The following is a 15,151-nucleotide window of genomic DNA, read 5'->3' as shown; positions in this document are numbered from 1 at the left end:
AGCGTGGTGCCTGGTAGTCGGGCTCTACTCCCCCAGGTCGAGGGCGGTGATGTGCCAGCGGCCCAGGTTGGCGGTGAAGGCCGTGCTTCCGCGGAAGGCGATGTTGGTGGGGTGACAGAGCGTGTGGGCGGTCGGGTCGTGGGCGACGGTCTCGACGCGGCCGTCCGGATGAAGGCGCAGCACCTTGCTCGGCTCGTAGCAGGCCACGTAGAGCAGCCCGTCCGGGCCGAACGCCAGCCCGTCCGGCACCGTGCCCGGCAGGGTGGCGGCGATGGTCCGGGTTCCGGCGGTACCGTCGGGGCGGATCTCGATCCGGCTCACGCCTGGCAGGAACGACTCGGCGACGTACAGCGCCTCGCCCGGCACGAGGGCCAGGCCGTTGGCGAAGCTCAACGGTTCGGCGAACCACACCGAACCTGAGCCATCGGGTTCGAAGCGGAAGACCGGAGGTCCGGGTTCGTCGGCCGGGTAGCTGTCGGACACGTAGAGCCGGCCGTCCGGGTCGAACGCGGGGAAGTTGGGATTGCGGAACCGGTGCCCGTCCGCGCCGTCGGCGAAGGACGACAGCTCGCCTGAGGCCAGGTCGAGGCGGAACACGGCGCGGTGCGCGATGTCGCACGCGTACAGCGCCGTCTCCGCCGGGTCGAAGGCGATGCCGAGGATGAACCCGCCGGTGGAGGCGATCTGCTCGGCGGACCCGCCGTCCGGGTCGATGCGGATCAGCTGGCCGGCCTCGCCGCCGCACCAGACGCTGCCGTCCGAGTGCACCGCGACGCCCTCGGGGTGGTCCAGGCGGGGCGTGGTGAAGAGACCGTCGTAGAAGACGCGCATTCAGTCCTCCGGGAGTGCGGCGGGGTTGCGGGCGAGCAGGCCGCCGTCGACCGTGTGCTCGGCTCCGGTGACGAACGACGAGCGTGGACCGGCCAGGAAGGCGACGACCTCGGCGACCTCCTCGGGCCGAGCGACCCGGCCGAGCGGGTGCGCCCGGCCCCACTCGGCGACCTGCTCGTCCTGGCTGCGCTCGCCCCGGAACCTGTCCGCCGCCCAGCGCAGCATCGGCGTGTCCACCGAGCCCGGGCAGACGACGTTGACCCGGATGCCGTCCGGTGCGTGGTCGAGCGCCATGGCCCGGGTCAGGCCGTTGATCGCGGCCTTGCTCGCCGTGTAGGCGGCGACGCGCGTCTGGGAGGCGAACGCCTGCACCGACGACACGTTGACGATCGACCCGCCGCCACGCCTGCGCAGCTCGGGTACTGCCGCCTTGCAGACCAGGAAGATCCCTTTCAGGTTGACGGAGAGGACTTCGTCCCACAGCTCCTCCGTCGTGTCCTCGACCGTGCCGTAGCGCTGGATTCCCGCGCAGTTGGCGACGATGTCGAGGCCGCCGAACCGGGTCACCGTCTCCGCGACGAGGTCGCGCATCCGCCCGGCGTCGGTGACGTCGGCGACGACGCCGTGCACGCGGTCGCCGGCCGGGCCGGATTCCCGGCCGCAGTACACGACGGCCGCACCGTCGGCGGCCAGCCGTTCGACCACGGCCCGGCCGATTCCGAGCGATCCGCCGGTCACCAGGGCGACCTTGCCGTCCAGTTCCGTCATTGCTCCTCCAACACGGTCGCCCGCAGCCACAGGCTGCGGCGGGCCCCGGCCGGCACGCGCAGGGCCGAGCCGTTCTCGACCGCCTCGGCCAGCCCGTTCGTCGGGAGACTCGAGAAGGGTTCGAGCCCGACCACGTACGCGCGGCCCCACCAGGGATAGTCGCGCCAGGCGCCCAGCTCCTGCCACATCCACACGTACGGCAGGACGCTCGCGTCCCACTCCACCCGCAGGGCGTCCGCGACCTCGTACCATCCGTCGGTGAAGCCGGTCAGGTAGACGATGTCGCTCGGCGCGCCCGGCTCGGGCACGACGCTGAGGTCGGTGACGCCGTCGGGCACCGGCCAGGGGCCGGCCTCGCCGACGCGCCGCTCCGGCGGATTGATCGCGGTCTCGTGGGGCATCACGTGGACGCCCTCGGGCATCCGGATCCTCGCCCCGGGCCGCAGGAACGGCGCGCCGAACACGATGTGATGGCCCCACATCGCGTCCAGGTCCACGCCGGACTCGTTGTGCAGTTCCTCCTCGATCGTCAGCGTGGGTTCGCCGGAGGTCAGCCGGAACGTCTTCGCCAGCCGGAACGGAAGACGCCGGGTGCGCACCGTGAGCCGTACGGCGACCGCACCCGGGTCGTCCTCGACGATGACCGCGTCCCAGCGGAGGCCCGCGACCTCGCCGTGCTGGGCGAGAGCGGCGCCGCGATACGTGCTCGGGGCACCGCCGTTCGGGAAGACCTCCTGCCATCCGCCTTCGTACTGGTCGTGGAAGAGCGCCGCGTCATCGGCCGCGCCGCCGGCCACGTCACGCGGATCGCGTAGGCCCGCCGGCGCGAGCCAGGCGAAGTCCAGGTCGCGGGGCTTGTGACAGAACTCCACGACGTCCCCGCCCTTGTCGGCCAGGACGGTCACCCGCAGCAGTTCGTTCTCCAGCACGATGGCGCGCAGCCCCGCGAGGGTGATCTCGTGGACTCGGCAACCCCAGTTGCGCCGGTACATCAGCTGAACGACAGGTCCAGGAAGCGGGCCCGGTAGATACCGGCGTCGGCGTAGAGGTCCTTCGGCTCGAAGCTGTTCACGTTGTAGGAGACCACCAGGTCACCACCGGGCCCCGCGACCTCCGGATGAGCGTGCGCGTTGTACGTGAACACGTTCGCGTTGTGGTATGAGCCGTCCGCTCCGGTCTCGGGGGTCGTGTAGACGTGCGTCTTGTCGACGAACGGGCCGTACGGAGTGCACGAGTAGTACGCGACGATCTCGGCGCCGAGCCGTTGCGTGGTGTCGTGGGTGATCAGCACGTAGACCCTGCCGTGACGGCTCACGCTGTATTCGTTGGCGACGCCGTCCATCACCCGCGCGGAGTCCTGCTCGGACGCCGACCACGTGCCGTTCCCCGCGTAGTACTCCCAGGCGCCGAGCAGGCTCTCGCCCCGCACCCTCGCGATGTGCATGTACTTGGTGGCGTCGTGGTCCTCCACGCCGTAGATATAGGTGAATCCCCCGACGCGCCGTAGCGCGGACGCCCAGGCGATCTGCCGGCCCGACGGCAGTGGAGTGACGCTGAGCGGCTTCGACAGTCGTTTCTGCGCGAACCGGGCGACGACGTTACGGCTCCAGCGCCAGTCCCATGCCCCCGGGCCGAACCGCTCGTACTCCTGATAGGTCACCTCGACCTTGTCGCCCGCGGTCGTGCCGTCCCCCGCCCAGTACCAGTGGTTCTTGTCCGGCGGGGGCAGGAGGGCCGTCGGATTCTTCGCGGTGCCGCCGTGCTCCGTCGTGAGCCGGCGGCCCTTCTGGACGATGAAGCTGTTGTTGACGAACGGGGTCGTGCCGCCGTCATCGACGGTCGGCGGCCGGGTGCCGTCCTTGTTCACCCTGCCGAGGAAGGTGTCGGAGTAGATCCAGAGGTCCCGGCCGTCCGAGAGCCGCACCGAATACGTGCCGTCGGCGCCGGTCCAGTCATCCAGTCGGCGATTGCCGTTGCCATAGCTCGTGAACATGCCGTTCAGCCGGCTGTCCGGCCGTACGGCACGCAGTTTCGGAGCGGGGACGCCGGCGCAGACCTCCGCGGAGGCGGCTGCAGCGGGGGCGGCCGGGGCGAGCAGGCCGGCCGTCAGCAGGCCCGCGGCGATCAGGGGGATTCCGGGCGTCAGTGATCTCAACCGAGTCTCCTGGGGTACGGATCCGTCGCCAGAGTTCTAGTCATTAGATCAGTCGTGGTTCCAGCAGTGCACCCAGCGCTCGTCGCCGAGATCGGTGCGGTGCGGTACCCGCTCCGCGCAGATCGGCAGAGCGATCGGGCACCGTGGATGGAACCGGCAGCCGTCCGGCGGGGCGGTCGGATTCGGTGGTTCCCCATGGCTCCCGGGCCGGGAGTCCTCCGCGCTCGGGCGGCCGGGATCGGGTGACGAGTCCACGAGCAGTCGTGTGTAGGGATGCGCGGGTGACTGGGTCACCTCCTCGCCGGAGCCCCGCTCGACGAGCCGCCCGGCGTACATGACCATGATCTCGTCCGCGAAGTATCGCGCCGTCGCGATGTCGTGGGTGATGTAGAGCAGCGCGAGGTCATCCGCACGGACCAGTTGCTCGAGCAGCCGTAGCACGCCCAGGCGAATCGACACATCGAGCATCGAGACCGGTTCGTCGGCGATCAACACGGAGGGGCGTGCGGCCAGGGCACGCGCGATCGCGACCCGTTGCCGCTGGCCGCCGGAGAGCTCGTGCGGGAGCTTGTTCATGAACTGGCCGACCGGGGTGAGGCTGACTCTCTCGAGCAGTGCCTCCGCCTGCTCGGCGGCCTCGGCGGATGATCGCGCGTGCCCGTGGATCCGCAGCGGCCGGGCGAGGTGGTACCGGACCCGGTGGAACGGGTTCAGCGACGCGAACGGGTCCTGGAAGACGAGCTGAACGTCTCGGCGGAACGCGCGGGACCGGGAGCCGCCGGACGCCCGTACCGGGCTGCCGCGCAGCACGACCTCGCCGGAGGTCGGCGGGTACACCTGGGCGAGCAGCCGGGCCACCGTGCTCTTGCCGCTTCCGCTCTCACCGACGAGCGCCGTCACGGACCCGGCGCGCAAGGCCAGCGACACGTCCTCCACCGCGCGGACCGGCGGACGCCGGCCCACCACGCCTCGTCGCCGGGACCGGGCCGCCGTGAAGTGCTTCATCAGCTCACGGCCTTCGAGCACGACCTCTCCGGTCACCAGGGCACCTCCTCCTCATGGGCACCGGCCTGTCGCTCACCGTCAACGCGTCTCCTCCCGTGGGGACAGCTCCGCGGGCAGGTCGCCCGCGTACACGCTCGCGTCGTGGAGCGCGCAGGCCACCTGTACGCCGTCGTCGGTGGTCAGCAGGCCGGGCCGGTGTGACCGGCACGCGTCGACGGCGAACCGGCACCGCGGATGGAAGGCACAGCCGGGCGGCAGGGAGCGCAGGTCCGGCGGTGTGCCGGGGATGCCGAGCAGTTCCTCCCGCGGGCCGTGCAGCTTGGGGAACGAGCGCACCAGGCCGAGGGTGTACGGATGACGCGGCGCCTCGTGCACGGACCGGGCCGGCGCCGTCTCGACGACCCGGCCGGCGTACATGATCGCGATGTGATCGGCGATCTCCAGCAGGAGGGACAGATCGTGGGTGATGAAGACGACCGCGAAGCCGTACTCGTCCTTCAGTTCCTTGATCTGGTGCAGGATGTCGCGCTGGACCACGACGTCGAGGGCGGTCGTCGGCTCGTCCATCACGATGATCTGGGGATTCAGGGCGAGCGCGATGGCGATCACCGCGCGTTGGCGCATCCCGCCGGAGAGTTCGTGCGGGTAGCTTCGCCGGCGCTCGGGGTCGATCCCCACCCGCCCGAGCAGTTCCACCGCCCGTTCCCGGCGGTCGGCCTTGCTCATGTCCGTGCGGTGGGTGCGGAGCACGTCGTCGATCTGCGCGCCGATGGTGCTGACCGGGTTGAGGGAGTTCATGGCGCTCTGGAAGACGACGGCCAGTTCCTTCCAGCGGAACCGGCGCAGCGCCGCCCGGTCGAGCGTCAGCAGGTCCACCGGCTCGGCGTCGTCCGGCGGGCAGTAGCGGACCGCACCCGCGGTGACACGGGCCGGAGGCCGCAGCAGCCGGCTCATCGCGTGCGCGAGCGTCGACTTTCCGCTGCCGCTCTCACCGGCGATCCCCAGAATCTCGCCCCGCCGCAGGTCGAGCGACACATCGCTGACCGCGTGCACGGCACCGCCCGGGGCCGCGTACTCCACGCTCAGGCCGCGTACCTCCAGGACGTTCACGAGTGCGCCTCCCCGGCCGTCTCGAGCACGGCGGCGCGGCCGCGGCGTGTGCGCCGCGGCAGTTTCGCGGAGCGCAGCCGCGGATTGGCGATCTCGTCGATGCCGAAGTTGACCAGCCCGAGACCGGTGCCGATGAGGGCGATGCACAGGCCGGGCGGTATGAACCACCACCACGCGCCCAGCAGGAGCGCCTGGCCGTTCTGGGCGTAGTAGAGCATGCTTCCCCAGCTCACGCTGGACAGGTCGGCCAGGCCGAGGAACGACAGGCCCGTCTCGGTGAGGATCGCGGCGACCACGGTCGCCAGAAAGCTGGTCGCGATCACGGGGAGTTCGACCGGGAGGATCTCGCAGAAGATGATCCGCAACGGCCGCTCCCCCGCGGCCCGTGCCGCCTCGACGAAGTCGCGGCGGCGGAGGGAGAGTGTCTGCGCCCGCAGGATCCGGGCTCCCCACGCCCAGCCCGTCAGGGCGATGACGACCGCGACCGACGCGACACCGCGCTTCGGCAGGTATCCGGCCAGCACGATCACCAGCGGCAGGGCCGGCAGGACGAGGAAGATGTTGGTCAGCACCGACAGGACCTCATCGACCACGCCGCCGAAGTAGCCGCCGACCAGGCCGACGACGATCGACAGCACGGTGGCGATGACGGCCGACAGGCCGCCGACCGTGAGGGAGACGCGCGCGCCGAACACCAGTTGGGTGAGGACGTCCTGCCCGGTCTGGGTGGTTCCGAGCCAATGGTGGGCCGACGGCCCCTGAAGTGTGTCGCCGCTGGTCGCGGTCGGGTCACCGCCGACCAGCAGCGGCCCGGCCAGGGCCAGGAGCACGAAGAAGGCCAGGATCCCCAGCCCGAAGACGATCTTCGGTGAGCGCATCATGCCTCCTGCCGGGTACGCGGGTCGAGGAGCACGTAGGCCAGGTCGGCCAGGAAGTTCGCGGCCAGCACGGCGAGGGAGATGACCAGGAAGATGCCCTGCATCAGCGGGAAGTCCTCGTTCTCGACCGCCTTGAGCAGGGTCGATCCGATCCCCGGATAGGAGAAGACGATCTCGGTGAGCACCGATCCGCCGACCACGAAGCCGAGCGAGAGGGCGAAGCTCGTGATGTTCGGCAGGATCGCGTTGCGGGCCGCGTACGCCCACATCACCCGCCGGCTGGTGAGCCCCTTCGCCTCCGCCATGACGACGTAGTCCTCGCCGAGCGTGGTCACCATCACGTTCCGCATCCCGAGGATCCGGTCGGCGACCGACGCCACGACGATCGTGATGGCGGGCAGCGTGGCGTGATAGATCACGGTCGACACGAACGGGCCGCTCCACCCGGGCTGGAGCGACAGCGCGTACGCGCCGCTCACCGGGAACCAGCGCAGCGTCACCCCGAAGACGAACAGCAGGGCCAGCGCCGCCCAGAAGTACGGCACCGCGTGCAGGGACGTCGTCACCGGAACGAGGCCGTCGAGCCAGGACCCGCGCCGCCACGCGGCGAGCGCGCCGATCAGCGTGCCCACCGCGTAGCTGAGCAACGTGGCGATCCCGACCAGCCCGATCGTCCAGGGCAGGCCGCTGCCGATGACGGTGGAGACCTTCTCCGGGAAGAACGTGATCGACCGTCCCAGCTCACCGTGGAGCAGGTTCCCCAGGTAGTCGAGGTACTGCCGCCCGAGCCCGGCGTCGCTGAACCCGAACGCCCGCTTCATCGCGGTGAGCGCCGCCGGGTCCACGTTGCCCTTCATGCGGTCCGCGAGCAGCGAGACGGGGTCGCCCGGCATCATCCGCGGGATGAGGAAGTTGAGGGTGACGGCGGCCCAGGCCGTGAGCAGGTAGAACCCGAGCCGCCGGAGGAGATACCTCATCCCTTCGCCGGCCGCAGGTGGAGCAGGACCACCCCGAGGTCGGGTTGCTGGTACGGCGCGGGCACCGCGTACGGGTCCTGTTCGGTCGGCCAGCCGACGTACTTGTTCGTGCGGTACTGCGCCCAGGCGGCGCTGTAGAACAGCGGCAGGAACGGCTGCTTCTCCACCATGATCCGGCCGAGTCCCTGGATCGCCTTCTGCTGCGCGGTCCTGCCATCGGTGGCGGCGTACTCGGCGAGCAGCCTGTCGGTCGTGGCGTCCTTCCAGCGCTCGTAGTTGCTCGCGGCCATCTGGCCGACCGGTTTGGTGACCTGGCTCGCCAGGTTGAGCCGCAGGAGGGTGTACGGGGTCGGGCCGGCCTCACCGCCCCGGATCGTCATGTCGTACGTGCCCTTGCCCACGCTGGAGACCCACTCCTGGACGGACACGCCCCGGGCCTCGACCTTCACGCCGATCTTGGCGAGGTCGGCGCGGATGAGCTGCGCGGCGTTGACGAAGTCGGTGAAGGGCGAGGGGACGAGCAGGGTGAAGGACAGCTTGTCGCCCTTGTCGTCGACCATGGTGTCGCCGGACTTCCTGAAGCCCGCCTGCTGGAGCAGTTGGGCGGCCTTCGCGGTGTCGACGGAGAACTTCGTGTCCTTGTACTCGGGCGGCAGGTAGGCGTCGCCGCCCGGCATCGGCACGCCGGTCGGGTGGGCCACGCGCGTGTAGCCGTGCTCGGCCACCTTGACGAGGTTGTCCCGATCGACGGCCAGGCTGATCGCCTGCCGCACCTCCGGCTTGGCGAACGCCGGCTCGGTCAGGTTGAGGTACAGCGAGATGAGCCCGCCGGGCGGGAAGTAGTACTTGTTGTGCGCCGGGTCGCCTTGCACGTAGATCTTCTGGATGTCGGGCACGAACGCGCCCGCCCAGTCGATGGTCCCCTGTTGCAACCCGGTCTGCACGGCGTTCGCGGTGTTGGCCGGGAACCGCACGGTCGGCACCACCGGCTTGCCGGGCTGCCAGTACGCGGGGTTCTTCGCCAGCTCGTACACCTGAGAGGAGAAGGACTTCAGGACGTACGGCCCGGTACCCACCGGCTTGGGGTTGGTGAAGGTCGTCGGATTCTGGCTCTCGAACAGGCGCTTCTGGACGATGCCGACGCTGCCGGCGATGTTCCAGATCTTGGCGTACGACGGCGTGCCGAAGCTCAACTGGACCGTGTCGGGGCCGGTCACCTTGCTGCCGGTCAGGTCGATGGCGCCCTTGTTGAGTTCGGGATGCTGCCGGAGCGTGTCGAAGGTGAAGGCCACATCGTCGGGCGTGAGCGGCTGCCCGTCGGAGAACTTCACGCCCTGCCGGAGCGTGAAGGTCAGGGTCTTGCCGCCGTCGGACCACTGGTGCTTGAGAGCCAGCCACGGGGTGACGTCGTCGGCCCGCAGCCGGTTGAAGAACTCGAGCGGCTCGTAGATCAGGCCGATGGTCCCGATGTTGACGTTCTCCAGCGCGAACGGGTTGAAGTCGGCCTGCCAGGAACCCTGGTCGATCGCGTGGACGACGAGGGGTGGAGTCGCGCCGGCCGTCTCGCCCGAACCGCCCGAGCAGGCGGAGGCGGACAGCGCGACGGCGAGTGCGGCGGCGACGGACATGCGACGTCTCATCTGGAGGTCAGTCCTTTCCGAAGAAGCGTGCACGACGATCGAGAGCCCCCTTCGGTGCCGCGAACGCCTGCGCGTGGCGGAAGCCGGCGGGCGCCCCTCGGACGACCGCGAGCGCGCGGTAGTAGTCGACGTACGGGAACCCGTACGTCTCGCCTCGGGCGAACGCGTAGCCGCTCATCGCCTGGGACCATGTCTCGTAGGCTTCCTCGGTCAGGCCCATGAAGACGTCGGGCCGGTAATCCTCCGCGTCCTCCCAGTTGTCGGCGTAGTACAGCTCGGGCGCCCAGTGCGCGGGCCGCTCCCGGGTGAGGGTGCGCAGCCCGGCGTAGAACCGCGCGTCCTCGACGATCCGGTGGGTGCGAGCGTGGTCCTTGTGGATGCTCGCGCTCCAGTGCGTCAGGAGCACGTCCGGTCGCAGCTCGCGGATCAGGTCGGCGACCCGCAGCTTCACGTCCTCGTCCTCGGGGAGCAACCCGTCCTCGTAGTCGAGGACGCGGACCCCGGCGCCGATCCGCTCCGCGAAGAGCTCGGCCTCCTCCCGTTTCTGCCGGGCGTACTCGCCGGGTGGCACCGTCGGGTGACCGCGCTCCCCGAGCGTCAGATGGAGAAGCGTCGCCCGGTGGCCGGCCTGGATGTGCTGGACGAGCACGCCTCCCGTGGTCAGATCCATGTCTCCGGCGTGGGCACCGATGGCGAGGACATGGGTCATCCGAGCTGACATCTCATGACGTGGAACCTCCGCGTGATCGTGTAGCCGGCCTTGGCGTAGAGGTGACCGGCCGGGCTCGCCTCACCCGTCCACAGGAACCAGGAGGAGTGCAGCCCTTCCGCGCGCATCCGGGTCATCACCGCGTGCAGCAGGATCTTGCCGAGCCCGGTGCCGCGCTCGGCCGGGTCGACGCCGAACGGGCCGAACCGCTCCGGGATGCCGCGGTACGCGCCGTACATCGCGAACCCGGCGAGCCGGTCGGCGGTGCGGGCGAGCAGGATCCGGTCGCGCGGGATCCCGCCCAGAACGGCGTTCCGTACGGCCTCCCCCCAGTCCGGGTTGAACACCTCACCGGCGAAACGGATGAGCTCCGGCAACTCGCCGTCATCCGGTGGGCGGAAGTCGTACCCTTCGGCCGTACGCGCGGCCTGGAGAGCACGGACGTCGCCCGGAGTGACATGGCCGACGAGGCTCCGGTCCATGGCCACCGGTGAGTAGAGGTCGGTGAAGCCCAGCGCCCGCAGCGTCGCGTACCCGGCCGGGTACGTCTCGGCGTCGGCGCCGGGCAGAAAGTAGTTCGGCGTGTAGGAGGCGAAGTCGACCCGGCTGCGGCCGGCGGCGCGCAGGAAGCCCAGCGCCTCGTCGAGCAGCCGCCGGCCGACGCCCCGCCGCCGATGTCGGGGATCGACGAAGAAGAACGGGATCCAGCCGGTCTCGGGTTCGAGATCGGTGCCCGCGAGCGGCGTGAGCCGCCTCACCGCGTAGGCGCATCCGGCGACCTGGCCGTCGGCGACGGCGACGCGCAGGCCTTCGGGGTCGAAGTTCGGGTCGAGGAGGACACTGTCGCGGAACCAGCCGGCCGTGATCGGGTCGTGCGGGAGGCAGCGGTTCCAGGCGTCGACGAGGTCCGGCGCGTCGTGCGGGGCGAACCCTCGGATGGTGATCTCGGTCATCAACGCCTCACCTGCCGTCTTCCGGAGCACCCAGCAGCGCTTCGGCCGCGGCCCGTACCTGCGCCCGGCCTCCGCCGTACGTGCAGAGGAACCGTCCGGGCGCCAGGTCCCGGTCGGAGGGAAGGCCGGTCGCCACGACGACGGCGTCCGGCCGCCGCGCGCACAGCCCCTCGATCGTCCGGCGCTGCCAGTCATGGCGGTGCGCGTCACGCACGGCGACGACGAGTGGCCGTCCGGCCGCGGCGGGCAGTACGGCGTCGGGGTCGGGTTCGGCGGTCAGCGTCACCCCGTCGACCCGCGGGTCGAACTCCCGGAGTGTCGCGAGCAGACTGGCCGCGCGGCCGCCGATGCCCGCGCGGTCGGGGGTGACGCGGAGTTGCACGACGTAGGGCGGTCCGGTGAGTGGCAGCGGAGCCGCGTCACCGGTGGACACCAGCAGCGCGCGCCGTGCCGCTCGGAGGCCGAGCGCCGGGTCGGCCTCGGCTTCCGTCTCCGGGTCCACCCACGCGGCCAGGGCGTTCACGCGCTCGGCGGCCTGCGTGAGCCGGGCCCTGAAGGCCGGCCGGGACCGTGCCTCGCGGGCCAGCGCGTGCCGTACGGCCTGCTGCGTTTCCCAGTCGGTGTCGAGGCACAGCAGGTCGGCGCCGGCGCTCATGGCGTGTACGGCTCCGGCCTCGATCCCCATCGTGTCCTGGATGGCGTTCATGTTCAGCGCGTCGGTGATCACGACGCCCTCGAAGCCCATCTCCGCGCGCAGCAGTCCGGTCAGGATGCGTTCGCTCACGGTGGCGGGTTCGGTGTCGAGGGCCGGGACGAGGACGTGGGCGCTCATGACCGAACGCACCCCCGCTCGGATGGCCGCCGCGAACGGCGGGAGGTCGATCCGGCGCAGGTCGGCCTCGTCACGCGAGACGGTCGGCAGGGTGAGGTGGGAGTCTCGATCGGTGTCGCCGTGCCCGGGAAAGTGCTTGGCGCACGCCGCGACACCGCGCGACTGGAGACCGCCGACGAACGCGGCCGAGTGCGCCGCCACGACGGCGGGGTCCGCGCCGAAGGACCGGACGCCGATGATCGGGTTCATTGGATTGGTGTTGACGTCGGCGACGGGCGCCAGGTCCAGGTTCACGCCGAGTGCGGCCAGTTCGCCGCCGATCGCCGCGGCCACGTCCCGGGTCAGCGCCGGGTCGTCGATCGCTCCGAGGGCCCGGTGACCGGGATAGGACGATCCGGTCGCGGCCTCGAGGCGGGTGATGTCGCCGCCCTCGTCGTCGACCGCCACCAGCAGATCCGGCGAGGCGGCCCGCAGATCGGCGATCAGTGTTCGGAGCTGTTCCTGGTCCCGGATGTTGTCGCGGTAGAGGATGACCCCGCCAAGGCCGTCACGCGACCATGCGGCGAGTTCGTCGGTGATGGCATGCCCTCGCATGCGCACGAGCAGGCAACGGTCAAGGTCCGTCATGGCTCCTCTGTAAATTTCCTTCGATCGGCCAAGCGGTGACGTTGATAGCTTACGATCAAGAACGCGATCGCACTAGAGACCAGATCGTCCGCATTGCGTGTCCCGAAAGCCGGATTTGTCAGGAAACGACCGCGCCTAGCGGTCCTGGAATCACCGACTCGCGACGTCCTGGGAGAGCAAATGCGCGTTTCGCCGGGGATCGACCAATTGCTTGATGACGCGGTCTCCTCGCAGGTCAAAGGCGCCGCGATCGGGCTGCTGGCGTCGGCCGCGTCGGTCACGCCCGACCTGCGTCACGACCTCGACGCACTGCTGGCGGCGGGCTTCCAGGTCGTGTCGGTCTTCGGACCCGAGCACGGGTTCCGCAGCACCGCGCAGGCCGCCGAATCCGAATCCTCGACGGTCGACGCGGACACCGGGATTCCGGTCGTCGACACCTATCGGCGAGAGCCGGCGGAGATCGCCGACCGGGTGCGCGCCGCCGGCGTGGAACTGCTGCTCATCGACCTGCAAGATGTCGGCGCCCGGTTCTACACTTATGTGTGGAGCATGTACGACATGCTCGTGGCGGCGGGCCTGGCCGGAGTGCCGGTCCTGGTCCTCGACCGGCCCAACCCCGTGGGCGGCGACATCGTGGCCGGCCCGATGCTCGCCGCGGAATTCGCGTCGTTCGTCGGACGTGCGCCCATCCCGCTGCGGCACGGCATGACCATCGGCGAACTGGCGCGCCTCTTCGCCGATCTGATCGGGGACGTGCAGGTCGATGTCGTGCCGATGCGCGGGTGGCGACGGGAGATGCGGTTCGGCGACACCGGGCTCGTGTGGGTTCCTCCGTCGCCGAACATCCCCACCGCCGTCACCGCCGCGTGCTACCCCGGTATCGGCCTGGTCGAGGGCACCAACCTGTCCGAGGGCAGGGGAACGACGACGCCGTTCGAGGTGCTCGGCGCGCCCTGGCTGGACGCACGCCTCGCCCGCTCGATCGCCGCGCTGGACCTGCCGGGGGTGGCGGTGCGGCCGACCAGCTTCGTTCCGGCGTTCTCCAAGCACGCCGGGACACCGGTGCACGGTCTTCAGCTGCACGTCACCGATACCCGGCGGTTCGACCCCGTCCACGCCGCCGTCGCGATCCTCGCCACCGTCCGCTGCCGCTGGCCGGACGACTTCGCGTGGCGGACACCGTTCTGCGACAAACTGGCCGGCTCGGCGGCGCTGCGCGAATCGATCGACGCCGGCGGGGACGCCGCCGACATCACCGCATCGTGGGAGGACCCCCTGAACGCGTTCCGAGCCCTCCGCGAGCGCCATCTCCTGTATGAGCCGGGTCGGTAGGCCGGAAATTGACGCATTGACGAAGGCCGGCGGCGGAGGGACACTCCAGGCGACTTTGACAACGTTGTCATGGGAGGTTTCGGATGTTCCGCATCAAAGCCTCAAGCAGGTCCCTGACGGTCGCTATCGGCGCGCTTCTGCTGGCGCTGCTCGGCGCCGTCCAGCCGGTGGCCGCCGGTTCCCGGCCGCGGCCGTCCGCCGGCGATCCGCCCGGACGCTGGGTCGGCACCTGGGCGGCCGCCCTCGCCGCCGCCGTGGACAACGGCTGCGCCGACTGCACGATCCGCGACGTCGTCCACACCACCATCGGAGGCGTCGCGGTACGCGTGCGGCTGTCCAACAGGTACGGCACGGCGGCCCTGCCGGTACGGCACACCACGGTGGCCCTGCCGGTGGTCTCCGACAGCCCTCAGGTGGCCCCGGGCACGCTGCGCGAGGTCACCTTCCACGGCGTCGCGGCGGTGACGATTCCGCCGGGCGGCACCGTCGTCAGTGATCCGGTGGCGCTGACGGTGCCGCCCGCCCGGGACCTGCTCGTCACCACCTTCACGCCCGGGTACGCGACCCCCATGAGCTACCACCCGCTCGCCGTGCAGCACTCCTTCTTCGCCCGCGGCGCCGACGCGGCCGACGCGACCGGCGCGGCGGCCTTCCCGGAGACCACCACCGCCTGGCACTTCGTCTCCGGCGTCGACGTGGCCGGCTCAGGCGCCCGTGGTGCCGTCGTGGCCCTCGGCGACTCCATCACCGACGGCTACCGATCCGCCAACGACCTCGACCACCGCTGGCCCGACATCCTGGCCGGCCGGATTCTCGTGAGCCCGCCCGGCCACCGGTTCGGCGTGCTGAACGCCGGCATCAGCGGCAACCGTGTCCTCCTCGACGGCGGATCCGCGGGCGAGGCGGCCCTGAAGCGTCTCGACCAGGACGTGTTCGCGCAGCCCGGCGTCCGGACCGTCATCGTGCTGGAAGGGATCAACGACATCCAGCAGACACCCCACCAGCTCGATCCGGCGAAGATCACAGCCGGCCTCGCCGAGATCGTCCAGCGCTCCCACGCCCACGGCCTGCGCGTTCTCGGCGGCACGCTCACCCCATTCGAGGGCTGCTCGTGCTACACCACCCCGGAGGAGGAGACCCGGCAGGCGGTCAACACCTGGATCCGCACGGCCGGCGTCTTCGACGCCGTGGTGGACTTCGACGCGGTCGTCCGCGACCCCGCGGACGCGCACCGGATGCTGCCCGCCTACGACTCCGGCGACCACCTCCATCCCGGCGACACCGGATACGCCGCCATGGGCAGCGCGATCGACCTGTCGCTGCTGTGATCCGGA

At 70.6% G+C, this 15,151-nt stretch carries 14 protein-coding genes; 2 read left to right on the top strand and 12 right to left on the bottom strand.

Annotated features, from left to right (window positions below):
- Positions 1–24: 24 nt before the first annotated feature.
- Genes ACQP2O_RS26235 through nagZ form a run of 12 tightly spaced genes read right to left on the bottom strand, consistent with a single transcriptional unit; the run spans position 25 to position 12,485 of the window.
- The gene (locus tag ACQP2O_RS26235; protein WP_433190429.1) at positions 25–831 is read right to left on the bottom strand and encodes an SMP-30/gluconolactonase/LRE family protein; all 807 of its coding nucleotides are present in this window, start codon (positions 829–831) and stop codon (positions 25–27) included.
- A complete protein-coding gene (locus tag ACQP2O_RS26230) occupies positions 832–1,599 on the bottom strand; it encodes an SDR family NAD(P)-dependent oxidoreductase (protein ID WP_433190427.1) in 768 nt (255 codons plus the stop codon).
- Positions 1,596–2,591 (bottom strand): DUF4432 family protein, encoded by a 996-nt coding sequence (locus ACQP2O_RS26225; RefSeq protein ID WP_433190425.1) that lies wholly within the window; start codon positions 2,589–2,591, stop codon positions 1,596–1,598. The genes ACQP2O_RS26230 and ACQP2O_RS26225 overlap by 4 nt, the downstream gene beginning before the upstream one ends.
- Positions 2,591–3,754 carry a DUF5005 domain-containing protein gene (locus ACQP2O_RS26220; RefSeq protein ID WP_433190424.1) on the bottom strand — a complete coding sequence of 388 codons (1,164 nt, stop codon included), beginning with the start codon at positions 3,752–3,754 and terminating at the stop codon, positions 2,591–2,593. The genes ACQP2O_RS26225 and ACQP2O_RS26220 overlap by 1 nt, the downstream gene beginning before the upstream one ends.
- Positions 3,755–3,802: 48 nt before the next feature.
- Positions 3,803–4,795 (bottom strand): ABC transporter ATP-binding protein, encoded by a 993-nt coding sequence (locus tag ACQP2O_RS26215; RefSeq protein ID WP_433190422.1) that lies wholly within the window; start codon positions 4,793–4,795, stop codon positions 3,803–3,805.
- Between the two features lie 42 nt (positions 4,796–4,837).
- Positions 4,838–5,869 (bottom strand): ABC transporter ATP-binding protein, encoded by a 1,032-nt coding sequence (locus ACQP2O_RS26210; protein WP_433190420.1) that lies wholly within the window; start codon positions 5,867–5,869, stop codon positions 4,838–4,840.
- Positions 5,866–6,747, bottom strand: a complete 882-nt coding sequence (locus ACQP2O_RS26205; RefSeq protein WP_433190418.1) for an ABC transporter permease — start codon at positions 6,745–6,747, stop codon at positions 5,866–5,868. The genes ACQP2O_RS26210 and ACQP2O_RS26205 overlap by 4 nt, the downstream gene beginning before the upstream one ends.
- Entirely contained in the window at positions 6,747–7,724 is a 978-nt protein-coding gene (locus ACQP2O_RS26200) for an ABC transporter permease (RefSeq protein ID WP_433190416.1), read from the bottom strand. Before ACQP2O_RS26200 ends, ACQP2O_RS26205 begins: the two co-directional genes overlap by 1 nt.
- Entirely contained in the window at positions 7,721–9,364 is a 1,644-nt protein-coding gene (locus ACQP2O_RS26195) for an ABC transporter substrate-binding protein (RefSeq protein ID WP_433190415.1), read from the bottom strand. Before ACQP2O_RS26195 ends, ACQP2O_RS26200 begins: the two co-directional genes overlap by 4 nt.
- Positions 9,365–9,371: 7 nt before the next feature.
- On the bottom strand, positions 9,372–10,073 hold the full coding sequence (locus ACQP2O_RS26190) for a PIG-L deacetylase family protein (RefSeq protein ID WP_433190413.1): 702 nt from the start codon (positions 10,071–10,073) through the stop codon (positions 9,372–9,374).
- Positions 10,070–11,026, bottom strand: a complete 957-nt coding sequence (locus tag ACQP2O_RS26185; RefSeq protein ID WP_433190411.1) for a GNAT family N-acetyltransferase — start codon at positions 11,024–11,026, stop codon at positions 10,070–10,072. The genes ACQP2O_RS26190 and ACQP2O_RS26185 overlap by 4 nt, the downstream gene beginning before the upstream one ends.
- A 7-nt stretch (positions 11,027–11,033) precedes the next feature.
- Positions 11,034–12,485: a beta-N-acetylhexosaminidase gene (gene nagZ, locus ACQP2O_RS26180; protein WP_433190409.1), complete on the bottom strand. Its 1,452-nt coding sequence runs from the start codon at positions 12,483–12,485 to the stop codon at positions 11,034–11,036.
- Between the two features lie 180 nt (positions 12,486–12,665).
- On the opposite strand from nagZ, the gene ACQP2O_RS26175 reads away from it, so the two are divergent.
- Positions 12,666–13,817, top strand: a complete 1,152-nt coding sequence (locus tag ACQP2O_RS26175; RefSeq protein WP_433190407.1) for an exo-beta-N-acetylmuramidase NamZ family protein — start codon at positions 12,666–12,668, stop codon at positions 13,815–13,817.
- Positions 13,818–13,900: 83 nt separating this feature from the next.
- Positions 13,901–15,145 (top strand): SGNH/GDSL hydrolase family protein, encoded by a 1,245-nt coding sequence (locus ACQP2O_RS26170; protein WP_433190406.1) that lies wholly within the window; start codon positions 13,901–13,903, stop codon positions 15,143–15,145.
- Positions 15,146–15,151: the final 6 nt, after the last annotated feature.

Source organism: Actinoallomurus sp. CA-150999 (assembly GCF_050942425.1).
Taxonomy (GTDB): Bacteria; Actinomycetota; Actinomycetes; order Streptosporangiales; family Streptosporangiaceae; genus Actinoallomurus.
This window is presented reverse-complemented; position numbering and strand designations above follow the sequence as displayed.

Coding starts and splice junctions, on each gene's coding strand:
- ACQP2O_RS26235 (WP_433190429.1), bottom strand. CDS start 831: ATGCGCGTCTTCTACGACGGTCTCTTCACCACGCCCCGCCTGGACCAC.
- ACQP2O_RS26230 (WP_433190427.1), bottom strand. CDS start 1,599: ATGACGGAACTGGACGGCAAGGTCGCCCTGGTGACCGGCGGATCGCTC.
- ACQP2O_RS26225 (WP_433190425.1), bottom strand. CDS start 2,591: ATGTACCGGCGCAACTGGGGTTGCCGAGTCCACGAGATCACCCTCGCG.
- ACQP2O_RS26205 (WP_433190418.1), bottom strand. CDS start 6,747: ATGCGCTCACCGAAGATCGTCTTCGGGCTGGGGATCCTGGCCTTCTTC.
- ACQP2O_RS26200 (WP_433190416.1), bottom strand. CDS start 7,724: ATGAGGTATCTCCTCCGGCGGCTCGGGTTCTACCTGCTCACGGCCTGG.
- ACQP2O_RS26195 (WP_433190415.1), bottom strand. CDS start 9,364: ATGAGACGTCGCATGTCCGTCGCCGCCGCACTCGCCGTCGCGCTGTCC.
- ACQP2O_RS26190 (WP_433190413.1), bottom strand. CDS start 10,073: ATGACCCATGTCCTCGCCATCGGTGCCCACGCCGGAGACATGGATCTG.
- ACQP2O_RS26185 (WP_433190411.1), bottom strand. CDS start 11,026: ATGACCGAGATCACCATCCGAGGGTTCGCCCCGCACGACGCGCCGGAC.
- nagZ (WP_433190409.1), bottom strand. CDS start 12,485: ATGACGGACCTTGACCGTTGCCTGCTCGTGCGCATGCGAGGGCATGCC.
- ACQP2O_RS26175 (WP_433190407.1), top strand. CDS start 12,666: ATGCGCGTTTCGCCGGGGATCGACCAATTGCTTGATGACGCGGTCTCC.
- ACQP2O_RS26170 (WP_433190406.1), top strand. CDS start 13,901: ATGTTCCGCATCAAAGCCTCAAGCAGGTCCCTGACGGTCGCTATCGGC.